Here is a 16,467-nt window from a genome sequence, read left to right on the forward strand (position 1 = left end):
CATGACCGCAAGCAGCAGAGATATCGTCCTTTCGGTAGACGGACTCAAGACCTGGTTTCACAGCCGCGACGGCGTGGCGAAATCGGTCGATGGGGTCACCTTCGATCTGGCGCGCGGTGAAACGCTCGCGATCGTGGGCGAATCCGGATCCGGAAAATCGGTGACCAGCCTGTCGATCATGGGACTTTTGCCCAAGCCGGCCGGGCGCATTGAAGCCGGCAAGATCCTCTTTCGCGACCGTGGCGGCAAGCACCATGACCTGGCGCAGGCGTCCGCCTCTACGTTGCGGCGCATTCGCGGCGCCGAGATCGCCATGATCTTTCAAGAGCCGATGACGAGCCTCAACCCGCTGTACACCGTGGGCGATCAGATCGCCGAGGCGGTGCTGCAACATGAGGGCGGCTCGCATGCAGCCGCTTTGAAGCGTGCGCAAGAGATGCTCGAACGGGTCGAGATACCCGCTGCTGCGCGCCGCGTGAACGAATATCCGCACCAGATGTCGGGCGGCATGCGCCAACGCGTCATGATTGCCCTCGCACTGGCGTGCAATCCATCGGTGTTGATCGCCGACGAGCCCACCACGGCCCTGGACGTGACGGTGCAGGCGCAAATTCTGGATCTGCTGCGCCGGCTGCAGGCCGAATCCGGCATGAGCATTCTGTTCGTTACCCACAACCTGGGCGTGGTGGCTGAAATCGCGCATCGCGTGGCGGTGATGTATGCCGGGCGCGTGGTTGAGGACGCCGGCGTGTACGACCTGTTCGAGCGCCCCACCCATCCGTACACGCGGGGGTTGCTGTCCTGTATTCCGACGGCCGCGTTGTTGGCGTCGCGCGAGCGCCTGCAGCCCATCCCGGGCAACGTGCCCAGCGTGCTGGCGCTGCCGCCCGGCTGCACGTTTGCCCCGCGCTGCCCGATCGCCGAGCCGGCCTGCACACAGGCCGTTCCTGAACTGCTGCCCGTGTGGCCTGAGCATCTTGCCCGCTGCATCAAGGTAACGCCGCAATGACCGACACGCTTCTGTCTCCCCCCGCCTCGACCGGCATCACGGATCGCGCCACGGCAGCCGGTGCTTCGGATACCGCCCGTGCGGCCCATCGTGCCGCACCGCTCTTGCGAGTAACCGACCTGAAAGTGCATTTCCCCACCGGATCGGGCCGCCATGCGCCCGTGGTGCGCGCCGTGGATGGCGTGTCGTTCGACGTGCCGCGCAACACCATCGTCGGCCTGGTGGGCGAATCCGGTTCGGGCAAAACCACGACCGGGCGGGCATTGCTCAAGCTGGTGGCTGCCACTGCCGGGCGCATCGAGTTCGATGGCCACGATCTGTCGTCGTTATCGGAAAAGCAGATGCTGCCGTGGCGGCGCCGCATGCAGATCGTCTTTCAAGATCCGTACGCCAGCCTCAATCCACGCATGAGCGTGGCCGAAATCATCGGCGAGGCGCTGGACACGCACAAGCTCGCGCAGGATCGCCGCGAGGCCCGTATCAGCGAGCTGCTCGAGCGGGTGGGCTTGAATGCCGATCACCGCACCCGTTATCCGCACGAATTCTCCGGCGGCCAGCGGCAGCGCATCGGTATTGCGCGCGCCCTGGCGGTGGAACCTGACTTCATCGTGGCCGATGAGCCCGTGTCCGCCCTGGACGTATCCGTGCAGGCACAAGTGCTCAACCTGTTGCAGGACCTGCAGCGCGATCTGGGCCTGACGATGCTTTTCGTGGCGCACGATCTGGCCGTGGTCGATTATCTCTGCGACGAGGTCGTGGTGATGTACCTGGGGCACATCATGGAGCGCGGCCCCACGCGTGAGGTGTATGCACGGCCACGCCATCCCTATACGCGCGCGTTACTATCGGCGGCGCCCGTACCCGATCCGCGCGCGCCCCGCTCGCGAATCCTGCTCAAGGGCGACATTCCCAGCCCGATCGATCCGCCTTCAGGCTGCGTGTTTCGCACCCGCTGCCCGCATGCTGCGGACATCTGCGCGCAAGCCACGCCGCCGGCCCGATCGATGGGTCCCGACCATTACGTCGCCTGTGTCCGGCTCGACGAGATCGACGCCTCATAATTGGTGAGAAGCATGCAACCCGTTCGCGATATCGTCTATCACATCCGCAGTACGCGCGACGACCTGAGCGCGACCGAACGCAAGGTGGCCGATGCGATTCTGGAAGACATCGCGCACGCGGCCAGTGCCACATTGGATCAATTGGCACAACAGGCAGGTGTGAGCATTGCGACGATCTCGCGCTTCGCCCGCGCGGTGGGCTGCGACGATACGCGAGACCTGAAGGTGAAGCTTGCACAGGCAAGCGCCGTGGGCACGCGATTTCTGGATACGGATGCCCCGCCAGACGAAAGCGCTTTCTATTCCCGCCTGTATGCGGATATCGAGAGCACGCTGCGCCATCATCTCACGCAGTTTTCCGAAGCGTTGGTGCAACGCGCGGCCGGGATCGTCGGCGGCGCGCGGATGACGTATATCTTCGGCATGGGCGGCGCGTCCGCCGCGCTGGCGCAGGAAACCCAGTCGCGGCTCGTGCGCCTGGGCTACCCCGTTGCCGCATACAGCGATGCGGTGCTCTTGCGCATGGTGGCCGCGACGCTGGATGAACGTGACGCGGTGATCGTGCTGTCGGCCTCGGGACTCACGCCTGAAATCCTGTCGGGCGCCCGTATCGTCAAGCAATACCGCGCCCCAATCGTCGCGCTCACCGATCCCGAATCGCCGCTGGCCGAACTGGCCGACGTGGTGCTGCCGATCCATGCCGACGAAACCGACTTCATCTATAAACCCTCCTCATCGCGCTACGCCATGCTGCTGGCGATCGATTTTCTGGCCACGGAACTGGCCTTGGCACGCAAGGTAGAGACGCGTGAACGGCTGCGCCGCATCAAGCTGGCGCTGGACGAGTATCGCGGCGGCCCCAACCGGTTGCCGCTCGGAGATTGACACGATGTACCACACAGTAATCGGCGCGGTTCGCGTGCTTGACGGCACCGGCGCCGGCGAATTCATGGCCGACGTGGCGTTGGCGGATGGCCGTATCGCCGCGGTTGCCGCAGCCGGCGCCTTGGCCGGCGCCAGCACGCGCGATCGCATCGACGGCACGGATCTGGTGCTGGCACCGGGCTTTATCGATGTGCATACGCACGACGACACCAACGTCATCCGCAAGCCCGAGATGCTGCCGAAGCTGTCGCAAGGCGTGACGACAGTGGTCGTGGGGAATTGCGGTATCAGTGCCTCGCCGGTGGCGTTGCGCGGCGACCCGCCCGATCCGATGAATCTGCTGGGCCGTCAGCACGACTTCGTGTATCCGACGTTTGCAGACTACACGCATGCGGTGGACGCCGCCCGGCCGGCAGTCAACGTGGCCGCGCTCGTGGGCCACACGGCGCTGCGCAATAACCATATGGACCGGCTGGACCGCAGCGCCACCGCGCACGAAATTGCCGGCATGCGCGCACAACTGCGCGATGCCCTGGAGCATGGCGCCATCGGGCTGAGCACCGGCCTGGCCTACGCCTCGGCATTCGACGCGGACACGGTCGAAGTCAAAGCGCTGGCCGAAGAGCTCAGTGCGTTCGGCGCGCTGTACACCACCCACCTGCGCACCGAATTCGCGGCGATCATCGACGCGATGCAGGAAGCCTTCGACATCGCTGGCCACGCCCGGGTGCCGGTGATCGTGTCGCACCTGAAATGCGCCGGCGCGGGCAACTGGGGCCGCAGCGGCGAAGTCCTGGCGATGCTGGACACCGGCGGCAAGATGGTGCCGGTGGGCTGCGATTGCTATCCCTATTCGGCCAGTTCCTCCACCCTCGACCTGAAGCAGGTGACCAGCGATTTCGATATCGACATCACCTGGTGCACCCCGCACCCGGAAATGGCCGGGCGCAAACTGGCCGATATCGCCGCCGCCTGGAATGTCTCGCTGCTCGATGCCGCGCGGCGCCTGCAACCTGCCGGCGCGGTGTATCACGGCATGCACGAGGACGATGTGCGCCGCATCCTCGCGCACCGGCTCACGATGATCGGTTCGGACGGTTTGCCGAACGATCCGTTGCCGCATCCGCGCCTGTGGGGTGCGTTTCCGCGCGTGCTGGGCCATTACAGCCGTGATATGAACCTGTTTCCGTTGGCGCAGGCCGTGCACAAAATGACGGGCCTGTCGGCCGCGCGCTTCGGCCTGGCCGAACGCGGCGTCATTCGTGAGGGCTATCATGCCGACCTTGTGCTGTTCGACCCAGCGACCGTCATCGATCGCGCCACGTTTGCGGCGCCCGTGCAGCCGGCCGCCGGCATCGAAGGCGTCTGGGTCAACGGCACGCTGTCCTACCGTCAGGGTCACGCCCTGCCCGATCGCGCCGGCCGCTGGTTGCCGCGCAGCGGCGACTTGCGCGCCGGATTCGACGCCTATCCGGATTCGACGCTTACCCACCCTAAAGGAATCAGTTCATGAGCAATGCATCCACGCCCACGCCCGACGCCAACGGCATCATTCGTTACGGCGCTGCCGGCGGTGTCGGCCAAGGCGGGGCACACATGCCGTTCTCGCGTGCCGTTCAAGCCGACGGCTGGTTATACGTGTCGGGTCAGGTGCCGATGGAAAACGGCGAAGTCATCGTAGGCAATGTGACCACGCAGTCGCACGTGGTCATCCGCAATCTGATGGCCGTGCTGAAAGAAGCCGGCTACGGCCCGGAAAACGTCATTCGTTGCGGCGTGTGGCTCGAGGACCCGCGCGACTTCGCCGCCTTCAACAAAGTCTTCGTCGAATACTTCGGCGAACATCCGCCCGCGCGCGCCTGCGTGGAGTCGCGCCTGGTGATCGACGCCAAGGTCGAAGTCGAGTGCGTGGCCTACAAGAAGCCCTGAGCAGCACGAGAATCTGACCAACGCGCGGGACCTTGAACTCCTCAAGCGTCCCGACGTCTGCCACGTTCGTCCCGTGGCATCTGTGTCATCCCGCTACGCGAACAACCGTCATGTGAAGTCTCTAGACTCCATCGTGATGAGTTGTTGCGGCGCAGCGAGATCGGCCGTGGATAGGCGTATAGTCGATAGCGCGCAAGGCTTGGTTTCACGCCCTGCGCCGCGGCGGCCTCTCCCCGGCCGATCGCAGCATCCGCGTCTCGCAGCCCGCTCGGGCCCACGTCAAAAGGACGGTCATGACGCTCATATTCTGGCTGGTCTCCCGCCTCCCGCTCGCCTGGGCGCAATCTATCGGTGACATTGTCGGCACCCTCATCGCACGCTTGCCGGGCCGTTATGGCGAGCGGCTGCGCACCAATTATCTGCATGCATTTCCGGCCGCCACAGGCGGTGACGTCACCTCCGCCGGCCGCGCCGCCGGGCGCATGATGATGGAGATGCCGTATTTCTGGATGCGGCAAAACGGCGTGGCGCCCCTGCACATCGAACCGGAAAATTATCAGGCGCCTGTTCAGGCGGCCCTGGCGAAAGGTAAAGGCGTGATCCTGCTCTCCCCGCATCTTGGCGGCTATGAGCTGCTCGGACCGCTCTTCGCGCAACACGCACGCTCGACCGTATTGTTCAAGCCGCCGCGCAGCGATTACTTCCGCAAACTCGTCGAACGCAATCGCGCAGGCCAGGATCTGGCGATGGCGCCGGCCAATTATCGCGGCGTGCGCATGCTGTTGAAGGCCCTGCGACGCGGTGAGATCGTGGGTATCCTGCCCGACCAATGCCCGCCGGGCGGCGAAGGTGAGTGGGCGCCGTTTTTCGGTCGCCAGGCTTATACGATGACGCTCGTGCAGCGCCTGCAAGCGCAAACGGGCGCGACGATCGTGCTTGTATTCGCGCAACGGCTTGCCGCGCGCGCGAGCTACCGCATCCATGTCGAACCGCTCGATCACCCGCTGCCCGCCGATCCGCATGCGGCCACTGTGGCGATCAACGCCCACATGGAGAGACTGATCAAAATGGCGCCCAATCAATATCTATGGGGCTACAACCGCTATAAGCGGCCTACCGGCGCGCCGCTCGCCACCGATGCCGCATCGGTGAACGCCGCCAGATAACGCCGCAACACGCCGCTGGCATAGGCGCTCGCCACGGCGTTGACGAACCGCATGAAGTCGGTCGCGGCCTGGGCATCGGCGCGGTCGGAGATGGTTCGAACGACGGTAAACGGCACACCATATTCGACGCATACCTGCGCCACCGCGCCGCCCTCCATTTCGACGCACAGGGCGTCAGGCAGTGCGGCAAGAATCTCAGCGGCATGCGTGGCGCCGCTCACAAAGCAATCGCCGCTCACGATGAGCCCGCGATGCACCCGCGGCGCGCGCAGGGCGAATACAGAACGATCATCGGCTGTGATCGCGGTCGGCATATCGTGCGTCAGAAACGCACCGGCACACGCCGTCATGCGGTCGCTCAGGTCCGGCGTGGCCGGCAGGCGGCTCAGCGCCAGCAACGGAATTTCGTGCCGGGGAAACAACGGGCTGGCGTCCATGTCGTGCTGCATGAAGACGTCGCCAATCACGATATCGCCAATGGCCACTCCCGGCCCGATGCCGCCTGCAACCCCGGTAAACACAATCGCTTCGACGTCGAACGTATGGATCAGCGTCACCACCGTGGCCGCGGCGGCGACCTTGCCCACGCGAGCGAGCACCACCACACACGCCCGGCCGTCCAGCATGCCGCGATGATAGTCGCGGCCGCCGATGCGTTGTACGTGGCGGGCCTGCATCGCCTCGAGCAGGCCGGCGATCTCGGCATGCAAGGCGGCCACGATGCCGAGGGGTCTTGAAGTGGGGATCAACGTTGTACTCCGATAAACAAACATTTGGACTGCGCGTGACGTGCCGCGTGAACACGGTGCGCGGCGCCGGATAAAACTGCGTTCCCGGACCGTGCGCGGCGTCAAAAAGACGCTATGCTTGCGCATTGGGTCATTGGTATCGCGATGACGCTCGTCCGTCCGCCCCGCTCAGGCGTCTCATACCGAACATGTTCAAGCGTCGGCCACTGCCATTTTATTTCGCACTGATCCTCTTTTGCGCCGCCGTAACCATTCCTCTGTGGTTGAGCGCAACGTGGGCACACGATCAGGCTGAACGCCAGTATCGCGCCGATGTCGATCTCTTCGCGCGACGCGCCCTGCATCGCGCGGAAGACGTCATTCAACGCAGCAAGAACGCGCTGGACGAATTATCCGGCTTTCGCGATACGGGCTGCACGCCACCCCATCTTGCCGCCCTGCGCCGCGTGGCGTATGAATACCGGTATGTTTCAAGCGTGGCGTATTACCAGGGCTCGCGGGCCGTGTGTGCCTCCAATAGCGACGAGCGCGAATTGCCGGTACTCGACACGCCCGACTGGCGCACCCGCGACGGTGTCTCGATCTGGTTTTCGGCGCATAACCCAACCGGGTTGAATCGCCGCATGGTGAACTTCCGGCGCGACAATCACGTCATCGTCGTCGACCCGCTCAGTTACGTCGACGTGCTGGGCAATACGGCAGAAATGGCGCTGGCGGTCGTGAGCGTACCCACCAGCCAGGTGGTCGCCCGTTGGGAAACCAGCAACCCCGCTCCCCTGCTGGCGGCCGCATTGCGCGGCGAATCGTCCACGCACGAGGGCCGGTACTTTACCGTGCAGAAGTCGTCGGCCCTGCCGATCGCGGTCGTCGCCTCGGTGCCGTTGGGCACGATCGAAAATGCCTGGCGCGAGCAAATGCTGATCTGGGTGCCCATGGGCCTGATCTGCGGCATATTCGGCGGTTGGGGCGCGCTCAGTCTGCTGCGGCGCTATCAGTCGCTGGGATATCAGTTGCAAGCGGCCGTGCAGCGCGGCGACCTGGAAGTGCACTACCAGCCGATCGTGGACATGCACGCGCAACGTTGCGTAGGCGCCGAAGCCCTCGTACGCTGGCCCCTGGGCGACGGCACCTGGATGAAGCCGGATGTGTTCATCCCCCTTGCCGAACAGAGCGGCGCCATCGTGGACATCACCGCGCTGGTGGTGGCCCGCATCGCGGCAGATCTCGGCCCCTTCCTCGCAGACCGGCCCAACGTCCGCATTTCGTTCAACGTGTCGCCGCCCGACATCAGCCGCGACGGCATGCCCGATGTGCTCGACCAGGCCATGGCGCGTTCGGGCATTCGTCCGGAGCAGCTCTGTCTGGAAGTGACCGAGCGGGGCTTTTTCGATCCCGCCCTCGCTCGGGACCAACTTCAGGCGATTCGGGATGCAGGCCACTCGGTGTACATCGACGATTTCGGCACGGGCTATTCGAGCCTGGCTTACCTGCAGAATCTCCCGGTCGACGTCCTGAAGATCGACAAGCGGTTCGTCGACACCGTGGGCACCGAATCAGCCAGCAGCACGGTGGCCGATCACATCATCGCCATGGCGCAGGATCTTGGTCTCACGCTCATCGCCGAAGGTATCGAAACCACGGCCCAAGCCGACTATCTGTTGGCGCGCGGGGTGCAATACGGGCAAGGCTGGCTGTTCAGCCGCGCCCTCCCTGCTGCTGCCTTCCGGCGATATGCCGATGCGCTCAACGGCACGTGATCCGTGCACGTAAACCCTAGTTGGCGAGCAACCCTGCGGCTCCGTAGAATTCAAACGTTCGTTTGAAATAGCCATTCGGTTGAGAGGCGGTCATTCGAACGGTTACCGATCCGAGGATGACGATGCGCCACGCCACCGATCTCCGTTCCGTCACCACGCGCGAAGCGCTGCTCGATTGCGCCGAACGTCTGTTTGTCGAGCACGGGCACGCCGCCACCTCGTTGCGCGACATCACGCGCGAGGCGCACGCCAATCTGGCCGCCGTCAATTATCACTTCGGCGGGAAAGAAGCGCTGATCCAGGCGGTACTGAAACGCCGGCTCGCGTCGCTCAACAGCGAACGCCTCGCTGCGCTCGATGCACTGGAAAGCCAGGCCGGCGATCAAGCCCTCAAGCCCTCGCAGATCGTCGACGCCTTCTTCGGCACCCTCCTGCGCCAGGCCGCATCGCCGAAGAACGAAGGTGGGCGTTTTCTTACGCTCCTCGAACGTACGATGACCGACCCGGCGAATTTCGTGCGTACCGTCTTCGCCGACGAATACGCCGGGGTACTGGAACGCTTCAAGCGTGCGCTGTTTCGCGCCTTGCCCGATGTGCCGCGCGAGGAGATTCTGTGGCGGTTTCATTTCATGCTGGGCGCGACGTCGTTTGCGATTGCGGGGTCGAACACCTTGCGCCTCGTCATGGGCTGGGAGGATCTCGGACAGGACGCGCCGCCAACCGCGTCCCAACATGGCACCACAGCGGAAACCGAACGGCTGCTCGAACGCCTGATGAGTTTTCTGTTGGGGGGCTTGCGCGCGCCCTTGCCTCAACCCGTCGCCTGACCTCAAACAGCCCGAGTCGTCGCCACAACCGGCGATCGGCTTAGCCCTTCAGACATATGACGCGAACCGCATGCGCCATGTGTGCTTTCGACAATAGCGGACAGGAGACATCACCATGGGCGTTGCTTTACTCGTGCTGGCCATCGTCATCGGCGTGCCGATCGTCGTGCTCGTCGTCCCGGCTTTAAGGCGCGCGATCCTCTCGCGCCCGCTGCTGAAGGTGTTCCGGCGCGTGCTCCCGCAAATGTCGGATACCGAACGCGATGCGCTCGAGGCCGGCACCGTGTGGTGGGAAGGTGAATTGTTCCGCGGCAATCCTCAATGGGGCACGCTCGCCGCTTACCCGCGCCCCGTACTCACCGCCCGTGAACAAGCCTTCATGGACCGCGAAGTCGAGATCGTCTGCGCCATGGTCGACGACTGGGACGTTACCCAGCACCGCTTCGATCTGCCGGAAAACGTATGGACGTATCTCAAGCAGAATGGCTTTTTGGGAATGATCATTCCCGAGTCGCACGGCGGGTTGGGATTCTCGGCGTTCGCCCATTCGCAGGTCGTGACCAAGCTTTCCACCCGATCATCGGCCCTGTCGGTATCGGTGATGGTGCCCAACTCTCTGGGTCCGGCCGAACTGCTCCTGCATTACGGCACCGACGCGCAGAAAGCACACTATCTGCCGCGACTCGCGCGCGGCGACGACGTGCCGGCGTTTGCGTTGACCAGCCCGTGGGCGGGATCGGACGCCGCCGCCATCCCGGATCGAGGCGTCGTGTGCCGCGGCATGTGGCAAGGCCAGGACGTGCTGGGCATGCGCGTGTCGTGGGACAAGCGCTACATCACGCTGGCACCGGTATGCACCCTGCTGGGCCTGGCGTTTCGCCTCTACGATCCCGACCATCTATTGGGCGAGATCGACGATATCGGCATCACCTGCGCCTTGGTGCCCCACGACCATCCGGGTGTGGAGACCGGCCGGCGGCATTTCCCGCTCAACGCCATGTTCATGAACGGGCCGACGCACGGCCGCGATGTGTTCATGCCGCTCGACTTCATCATCGGTGGCCCTGCGCGCGCCGGACACGGCTGGCGCATGCTGATGGAGTGCCTCGCTGCGGGACGCTCGATATCGCTGCCGTCGTCCAACACGGGCATGTGCGTGCTTACCGCGCGCGCCGTGGGCGCCTACGCGCGCGTGCGCACCCAGTTTCGGCTTCCGGTGGGCAAGTTCGAGGGGGTGGAAGAAGCCCTCACGCGGATCGCCGGCCATACCTACATGATGGACGCCGCCCGCGTGATGACGGCGGGCGGCCTCGATCAAGGGGCGAAGCCATCGGTGGTGTCGGCCATCGTCAAATATCACATCACCGAGCGTGCGCGCCAGGTCGTCAACGACGGCATGGATGTGATCGGCGGCAAGGGAATTTGTCTGGGACCCGCCAATTTCCTGGGCCGGGCCTATCAGCAGTTGCCCATCGGCATCACCGTCGAAGGCGCGAACATCCTCACGCGCAGCCTGATCATTTTCGGGCAAGGCGCGATCCGCTGCCATCCTTATGTGCTGAAGGAAATGCAGGCCGCGCGCGACGCCGATCACGAACGCGGCCTGATCGCGTTCGACGACGCATTCTGGTCGCACGTGCGCTTCATCTTCGGCAATGCGGGACGGGCATTCGGACGCGCCGTGACGGGTGCCCGTCTGGTCACAGTGGCTGCCGATGTCGATCCCGGCATGAAGCGTTATTACCAGCAGTTGTCACGCATGTCGGCCGGTTTCGCGGTCGCAGCCGATGTGGCGATGCTGGTGCTGGGCGGCGAACTCAAGCGCCGTGAAAAACTTTCTGCACGCCTGGGCGACGTGCTTTCGCAGATGTATTTGATTTCATGCACGCTCAAGCGATTCGAAGACGAGGGCCGTCAACAGGCCGATGCCGCCCTCGTGCACTGGAGCGTGCAGGACGCCCTGATGCGGGCGCAGACGGCATTCGAAGGGGTGCTCGCAAACTTTCCGAACCGCCTGGCGGCAGGCATGTTGCGCCTGATCGCCCTGCCTGGTGGCGCCTTCGCCGCGCCGCCCAGCGATGCGCTTGGCCATGACGTGGCCCGTCAACTGATGACACCGGGCGGCACGCGCGATCGTCTGACGGCCACCTGCTTTTTGCCGGACAGCGATCGCGATCCCGTCGGCGCCATCGAAGCCGCCTTCCTCGCGGCCATTGCCTGCGAACCCTTGGATGCCAAGGTGCGCGCGATCGAAAAGCGCGGCGAGATGGCCGGCAGTCCGCTGAACAATGTGCGCGACGCAACGCAAGCCGCTTATGCCGCAGGCGGATTGACCGAGGACGAATATGCACAACTCAAGAATCGTGACATCCTGCGCGACCGTGTGATCGCGGTGGACGATTTTCCGTTCGACTACGGTCGCGCGATTGCCGAAGAACCCCTGGCCCGCACGGCCAACGGTTGAGGATTTCCATGGCCTTTCAGCCCATCTACATTATCGATGGCGCACGCACGCCATTCCTGAAAGCACGCAACGCGCCCGGTCCCTTTTCGGCCGGCGACCTGGCCACGCAGGCAAGCCGCGCCCTGCTGTTGCGCCAACCTTTTGCCGCTGGCGATATCGACGAGGTGATCCTCGGTTGTGCTGCGCCATCGGCCGACGAGACCAATATCGGCCGCGTCGTGGCGCTGCGGGCCGGTTGCGGCGAGCATGTGCCCGGCTGGACGGTGATGCGAAATTGCGCCTCCGGCATGCAGGCCCTCGATTCCGCGTTGCTCACATTGCAAGCGGGCCGCGCGCAGTTGGTGCTGGCGGGCGGCGTGGACGCGCTCTCGCGGGCCCCTTTGCTGGTTTCCGACGCCATGGTGGCGTGGCTCTCGCAATGGCGAGCCGCCTCATCGTGGCGTGCCAGGCTGGCCTTGATCAAGCGATTTCGACCGGCCGATCTGGCGCCCGTCATCGGTCTCTTGAAAGGGCTCAACGATCCCGTCGTCGGCTTGTCGATGGGCCAGACGGCCGAAAATCTGGCCGCGCGTTTCGGCATCGATCGGCTGGCGATGGACACCTATGCGCAGCGCAGCCACCGCCGCGCGCGCATCGCGCAATCGTCCGGCGCCTTTGCCGACGTGGTGGGCGTGACGGCCCTGTCCGGGGTACTGCACGATCGCGATGACGGCATTCGCGACGATGCCACGCCCGAAAAACTGGCGCGATTGAAAGCCGTGTTCGATAAACCCTACGGCCAGATCACCGCGGGCAACAGCTCGCAGGTCACCGATGGCGCCGCCATGCTGGTACTCGCCAGTGCGGCCGCCGTCGACAAATGGCAGCTGCAACCCATCGGGCGCATTGTCGACGTGCAATGGGCCGGACTGGACCCCGCTCAGATGGGACTGGGTCCGGTACACGCTGCCACGCCGATCATGCAGCGCCACGGTCTGGGCCTGCACGATCTCGACCTCTGGGAAATCAACGAAGCTTTTGCAGCGCAGGTGCTCGCCTGCCTGGCCGCCTGGGAAAGCGACGACTATTGCCGCGAACATTTCGGCTGCGGTGCGTTCGGCACGCTGGATCAAGCGCGACTCAACGTGGCGGGTGGCGCCATCGCGCTCGGTCATCCCGTGGGCGCATCGGGCGCGCGGATCGTGCTGCAACTGCTGCGCAATCTGCATGGCCGCGGTTTGCGCCGCGGCATGGCGGCCATTTGCATCGGCGGCGGCCAAGGCGGCGCCATGTTGATCGAAACACTCAATGGGAGCGCCTCATGACCGCATTCGAAGATCGGGCGCGCGGCCCCCTGGCGGCAACGGCCGTCGACATCGGGCACGCCTTGCGCAATTGGCGCGCCGAGCAGGAAAGCGACGGCCTGTTATGGCTCACCTTCGACCGCGCCGAACATACCGTGAATGCCTTGTCGGCCGAAGTGCTCGACGAGCTCGATCACATCCTGGCCTATTTCGAACGCCACGTGCCCACGGGCATGATCATCCAGAGCGCCAAGCGCACCGGCTTCATCGTGGGTGCGGACATCGACGCGTTTGCCGCACTGACTACCGTGCAGGATGCACGCGTATTGATCGCGAGCGGTTGGGACACCTTCGATCGGCTGGCGCGCGCGCCCTACCCCACGCTTGCGTTGATCCGCGGACATTGCCTGGGTGGCGGCCTGGAGCTGGCACTGGCCTGCCGCTACCGCATCGTGGTGGACGAACCGGGCACCACACTCGGTTTGCCTGAAGTGATGCTGGGGATTTTTCCCGCCTGGGGCAGCATGGCGCGCCTGCCGGCATTGATCGGCGCCCCGCAGGCGCTCGATCTGATGCTGTCGGGCCGCACCCTCACCCCTGCACGCGCCAGCCGCGCCGGCATCGTTGATCTGCGCGTGCCGGCCCGGGTGATGCATGCAAGCGCGCGGGGTCTCGTCTCTTCCAAACGCCGACCGGCACGCGCGCGCGGCTGGCGGGCGCTCACCAATCTGCCGCCCTTCAAAAAACTGGTTGCCGTGCAAGCGCGCAAATCCGTGGACAAACGCGATCCCTATCATCACTACGATGCGCCCCGCGCGATCATCGAATGCTGGTCCGAACATGGTGGCAATCCCTTGCGGGCGCCACCACTGATCGAGTCCATCGTCAACGGCGACACCGCACGCGAATTGCTGCGCGTGTTCCGCTTGCGCGAACGGCTGAAAGGCCAAGGCAGGCAAAGCAGCGAATCGGACGACGGCATCCGGCAGGTTCACGTCATCGGCGCCGGCGTCATGGGCGGCGATATCGCCGCATGGTGTGCACTCAAAGGACTGCGTGTCACCTTGCAGGACACCGATCCCGCCCGGATCGGCGCAGCATTGGCCCGCGCCACCAAGCTCTTCGCGCGTCGCGCAGGGTCGCCCCTGGAAGCGCGCAACGCGTTCGATCGCTTGACCCCGGATGCCCGCGGCGATGGCGTGCCACGCGCCGATCTGATCATCGAGGCCATCGTCGAACGCGTCGACGCCAAACAAGCCCTCTACGCGTCGCTTGCGCCGCGCATGCGGCCCACCGCCATCCTGGCGACCAATACGTCGAGCCTGTCGCTGGCCACGTTGCGTGAGGGTCTGGCACAACCCGCTCGCTTCATCGGCATCCACTTCTTCAATCCCGTCGCACGCATGCCGCTCGTCGAAGTGGTGAGCGATGCACAGACCGACCCGCAAGTGTTGCGGCAGACCAACCAACTCATTGCCGCGCTCGACAAACTTCCGCTCCCGGTGTCAGACTCGCCTGGCTTTCTGGTCAATGCGGTACTGGCGCCTTATATGCTCGAAGCGATGCGTTGTCTTGATGAAGGGATGACACCCGAAACGGTGGATGCGGCGATGGTGGCCTTCGGCATGCCGTTGGGACCGATCGAACTCGCCGATCGCGTGGGGCTCGACGTGGCACTTGCCGCCGGTGAGCAACTCAGCGTCGGCCAGGCCGCTCCTGGCGCGTTGACGCGTTTGACCACAGCGGGTCATCTGGGCGCCAAGACGGGCCGCGGCTTTTACGTGTGGCGCAACGACAAACCCGTCAAGGTTGGCGCCGCCACGCCGCCTCCCCGACTGGCCGATCGCCTGCTTGCACCGCTCACCCGTCAGGCCCAGGCTTGCGTGGCTGCCGGCGTAGTGAGCGATCCCGACATGGCCGATGCCGGCCTGATCTTCGGCGCCGGATTCGCGCCCTTCACCGGCGGCCCCCTGCACTTGCACCAACACAACCAACACCGGGCCGATAAGCCCGGGCACGTCGTCGCACCCACAAGCAGTACCTGAGGAGGCAGTCCACCATGCGTAGTTCGTCAATGCCCTTGAGAACCCTTTCAACGCTTGTCATGTCGATGGGCGCGCTAAGCGCTCACGCCGCAGGCTTTCAGTTGTTCGAACAGAACAATAGTGGCTTGGGTAACGCTTATGCGGGATCGGCCGCCATCGCCGAAGATGCCAGCACGATCTACTTCAATCCGGCCGGCATGAGCCTGCTGGATGGGATCAACGTATCGGGCGGCGTCAGCCTCATCAAGCCGTCGTTCAAATTTTCCGACAGCGGCCTGTCGCGCAATCCAACCGCGCTCGGCGGCGGCCGCCCCACGGGCGGATCGGGTGGCGATCCAGGCACATTGGGCGTCGTGCCCAACGGGTATGTGTCGTGGCAAGTCAACGATCGCTGGCACGTGGGCGTGGGCGTGGGTGCGCCGTTCGGATCGATGACCAAATACGATGCCGGTTGGGCAGGTCAATATCAAAGCCGCAAGTTCGACGTCAAAACGTATAACGTCAATCCGTCGGTGTCGTACCGTGTGACCGACACGTTCTCGCTCGGCGCCGGCGTGAACTGGCAACGGCTGGAAGCAGAGTACGAGCGTCAGGCCATCCTGCCGCCCGGGTTGCTCACCCCGGCCGACGTCACGATGAGCGGCGATGCGTGGGGCTGGAACGCCGGCGCGATGTGGCAAGCCACAGATAAAACACGCGTCGGCCTCTCGTACCGCTCGAAGGTGCGGCACAAGGTCGATGGCAACACCGAAGTGGGTCCGCTGAAGGTCGATGCCAAGACCAGCGTCGACTTCCCCGATACTGCCATCCTCAGCCTGGTGCAGAACCTGAACAGCCGCTGGGATCTGCTGGCCGACGTGTCCTGGACCGGCTGGAGCAGTATTCCCGAGTTGCGGATTCGCAATAGCGGCGGGCTGCCCGACGATGCGCTCAAGCTCGAGTTCAACGATGCATGGCGGATCGCACTCGGCGCCAACTACAAGATCAACGAAGCGTGGAAATGGAAGGTTGGCGTTGCATGGGATCAAACGCCCGTGTCCAGTTCGCGCTATCGGCCCGTGTCGCTGCCCGATAACGACCGCTGGTGGTTCGCCACCGGCATTCAGTGGCAGGCGACCAAGAGCACCACCATCGATCTCGGCTACAGCTATCTCTATCTGGATAAAACCAAGATCAACAACGATGGTGAAAACCAGGTGCAGAAAGGCCTCGTGAACGGTCAGTACAACAGTCACGGCAACGTGGTCGGCCTGCAGGTTTCCTCACGCTTCTGAGGCCGGCCGCCTTGCCGT

Annotated in this window: 13 protein-coding genes; 12 read left to right on the top strand and 1 reads right to left on the bottom strand. The window is 64.5% G+C overall.

The window, feature by feature from the left end:
• Nucleotide 1: 1 nt before the first annotated feature.
• The 6 genes from EYW45_RS17580 (at nucleotide 2) to EYW45_RS17605 (ending at nucleotide 6,050) form a co-directional block, all read left to right on the top strand.
• On the top strand, nucleotides 2–1,009 hold the full coding sequence (locus EYW45_RS17580; RefSeq protein WP_161136718.1) for an ABC transporter ATP-binding protein: 1,008 nt from the start codon (nucleotides 2–4) through the stop codon (nucleotides 1,007–1,009).
• Complete coding sequence (locus EYW45_RS17585; protein WP_161136719.1) at nucleotides 1,006–2,070, top strand: ABC transporter ATP-binding protein; 1,065 nt, start codon at nucleotides 1,006–1,008, stop codon at nucleotides 2,068–2,070. Before EYW45_RS17580 ends, EYW45_RS17585 begins: the two co-directional genes overlap by 4 nt.
• A gap of 12 nt (nucleotides 2,071–2,082) precedes the next feature.
• Nucleotides 2,083–2,955 (top strand): MurR/RpiR family transcriptional regulator, encoded by an 873-nt coding sequence (locus EYW45_RS17590; RefSeq protein ID WP_161136720.1) that lies wholly within the window; start codon nucleotides 2,083–2,085, stop codon nucleotides 2,953–2,955.
• 4 nt (nucleotides 2,956–2,959) lie between these two features.
• On the top strand, nucleotides 2,960–4,468 hold the full coding sequence (locus tag EYW45_RS17595) for an N-acyl-D-amino-acid deacylase family protein (protein ID WP_161136721.1): 1,509 nt from the start codon (nucleotides 2,960–2,962) through the stop codon (nucleotides 4,466–4,468).
• Nucleotides 4,465–4,884, top strand: a complete 420-nt coding sequence (locus EYW45_RS17600; RefSeq protein WP_161136722.1) for a RidA family protein — start codon at nucleotides 4,465–4,467, stop codon at nucleotides 4,882–4,884. Before EYW45_RS17595 ends, EYW45_RS17600 begins: the two co-directional genes overlap by 4 nt.
• 293 nt (nucleotides 4,885–5,177) lie before the next feature.
• Entirely contained in the window at nucleotides 5,178–6,050 is an 873-nt protein-coding gene (locus EYW45_RS17605) for a lysophospholipid acyltransferase family protein (RefSeq protein ID WP_161136723.1), read from the top strand.
• Here EYW45_RS17605 and EYW45_RS17610 read toward each other — a convergent pair.
• A complete protein-coding gene (locus EYW45_RS17610; RefSeq protein ID WP_235939105.1) occupies nucleotides 5,987–6,799 on the bottom strand; it encodes a 5'-methylthioadenosine/adenosylhomocysteine nucleosidase in 813 nt (270 codons plus the stop codon). The two genes, EYW45_RS17605 and EYW45_RS17610, sit on opposite strands and share 64 nt — an antisense overlap.
• Before the next feature lie 263 nt (nucleotides 6,800–7,062).
• Here EYW45_RS17610 and EYW45_RS17615 point away from each other — a divergent pair, with 263 nt between their 5' ends.
• The 6 genes from EYW45_RS17615 (at nucleotide 7,063) to EYW45_RS17640 (ending at nucleotide 16,449) form a co-directional block, all read left to right on the top strand.
• Entirely contained in the window at nucleotides 7,063–8,556 is a 1,494-nt protein-coding gene (locus EYW45_RS17615; protein WP_161136725.1) for an EAL domain-containing protein, read from the top strand.
• A 116-nt stretch (nucleotides 8,557–8,672) separates the two neighbouring features.
• Entirely contained in the window at nucleotides 8,673–9,383 is a 711-nt protein-coding gene (locus EYW45_RS17620) for a TetR/AcrR family transcriptional regulator (protein WP_235939106.1), read from the top strand.
• 115 nt (nucleotides 9,384–9,498) lie between these two features.
• Entirely contained in the window at nucleotides 9,499–11,847 is a 2,349-nt protein-coding gene (locus EYW45_RS17625) for an acyl-CoA dehydrogenase (RefSeq protein WP_161136726.1), read from the top strand.
• 8 nt (nucleotides 11,848–11,855) lie between these two features.
• On the top strand, nucleotides 11,856–13,151 hold the full coding sequence (locus tag EYW45_RS17630) for an acetyl-CoA C-acetyltransferase (protein WP_161136727.1): 1,296 nt from the start codon (nucleotides 11,856–11,858) through the stop codon (nucleotides 13,149–13,151).
• Nucleotides 13,148–15,175: a 3-hydroxyacyl-CoA dehydrogenase NAD-binding domain-containing protein gene (locus EYW45_RS17635; RefSeq protein ID WP_161136728.1), complete on the top strand. Its 2,028-nt coding sequence runs from the start codon at nucleotides 13,148–13,150 to the stop codon at nucleotides 15,173–15,175. Before EYW45_RS17630 ends, EYW45_RS17635 begins: the two co-directional genes overlap by 4 nt.
• 14 nt (nucleotides 15,176–15,189) lie before the next feature.
• Complete coding sequence (locus EYW45_RS17640; RefSeq protein WP_202444780.1) at nucleotides 15,190–16,449, top strand: OmpP1/FadL family transporter; 1,260 nt, start codon at nucleotides 15,190–15,192, stop codon at nucleotides 16,447–16,449.
• Nucleotides 16,450–16,467: the final 18 nt, after the last annotated feature.

The organism is Schauerella aestuarii (genome assembly GCF_009866805.1).
GTDB lineage: Bacteria > Pseudomonadota > Gammaproteobacteria > Burkholderiales > Burkholderiaceae_B > Schauerella > Schauerella aestuarii.

Bases quoted from the DNA above. Each gene is read 5' to 3' on its own strand.
- EYW45_RS17585 (WP_161136719.1), top strand. From the start codon at position 1,006: ATGACCGACACGCTTCTGTCTCCCCCCGCCTCGACCGGCATCACGGAT.
- EYW45_RS17630 (WP_161136727.1), top strand. From the start codon at position 11,856: ATGGCCTTTCAGCCCATCTACATTATCGATGGCGCACGCACGCCATTC.
- EYW45_RS17595 (WP_161136721.1), top strand. From the start codon at position 2,960: ATGTACCACACAGTAATCGGCGCGGTTCGCGTGCTTGACGGCACCGGC.
- EYW45_RS17600 (WP_161136722.1), top strand. From the start codon at position 4,465: ATGAGCAATGCATCCACGCCCACGCCCGACGCCAACGGCATCATTCGT.
- EYW45_RS17580 (WP_161136718.1), top strand. From the start codon at position 2: ATGACCGCAAGCAGCAGAGATATCGTCCTTTCGGTAGACGGACTCAAG.
- EYW45_RS17625 (WP_161136726.1), top strand. From the start codon at position 9,499: ATGGGCGTTGCTTTACTCGTGCTGGCCATCGTCATCGGCGTGCCGATC.
- EYW45_RS17590 (WP_161136720.1), top strand. From the start codon at position 2,083: ATGCAACCCGTTCGCGATATCGTCTATCACATCCGCAGTACGCGCGAC.
- EYW45_RS17605 (WP_161136723.1), top strand. From the start codon at position 5,178: ATGACGCTCATATTCTGGCTGGTCTCCCGCCTCCCGCTCGCCTGGGCG.
- EYW45_RS17640 (WP_202444780.1), top strand. From the start codon at position 15,190: ATGCGTAGTTCGTCAATGCCCTTGAGAACCCTTTCAACGCTTGTCATG.
- EYW45_RS17620 (WP_235939106.1), top strand. From the start codon at position 8,673: ATGACGATGCGCCACGCCACCGATCTCCGTTCCGTCACCACGCGCGAA.
- EYW45_RS17635 (WP_161136728.1), top strand. From the start codon at position 13,148: ATGACCGCATTCGAAGATCGGGCGCGCGGCCCCCTGGCGGCAACGGCC.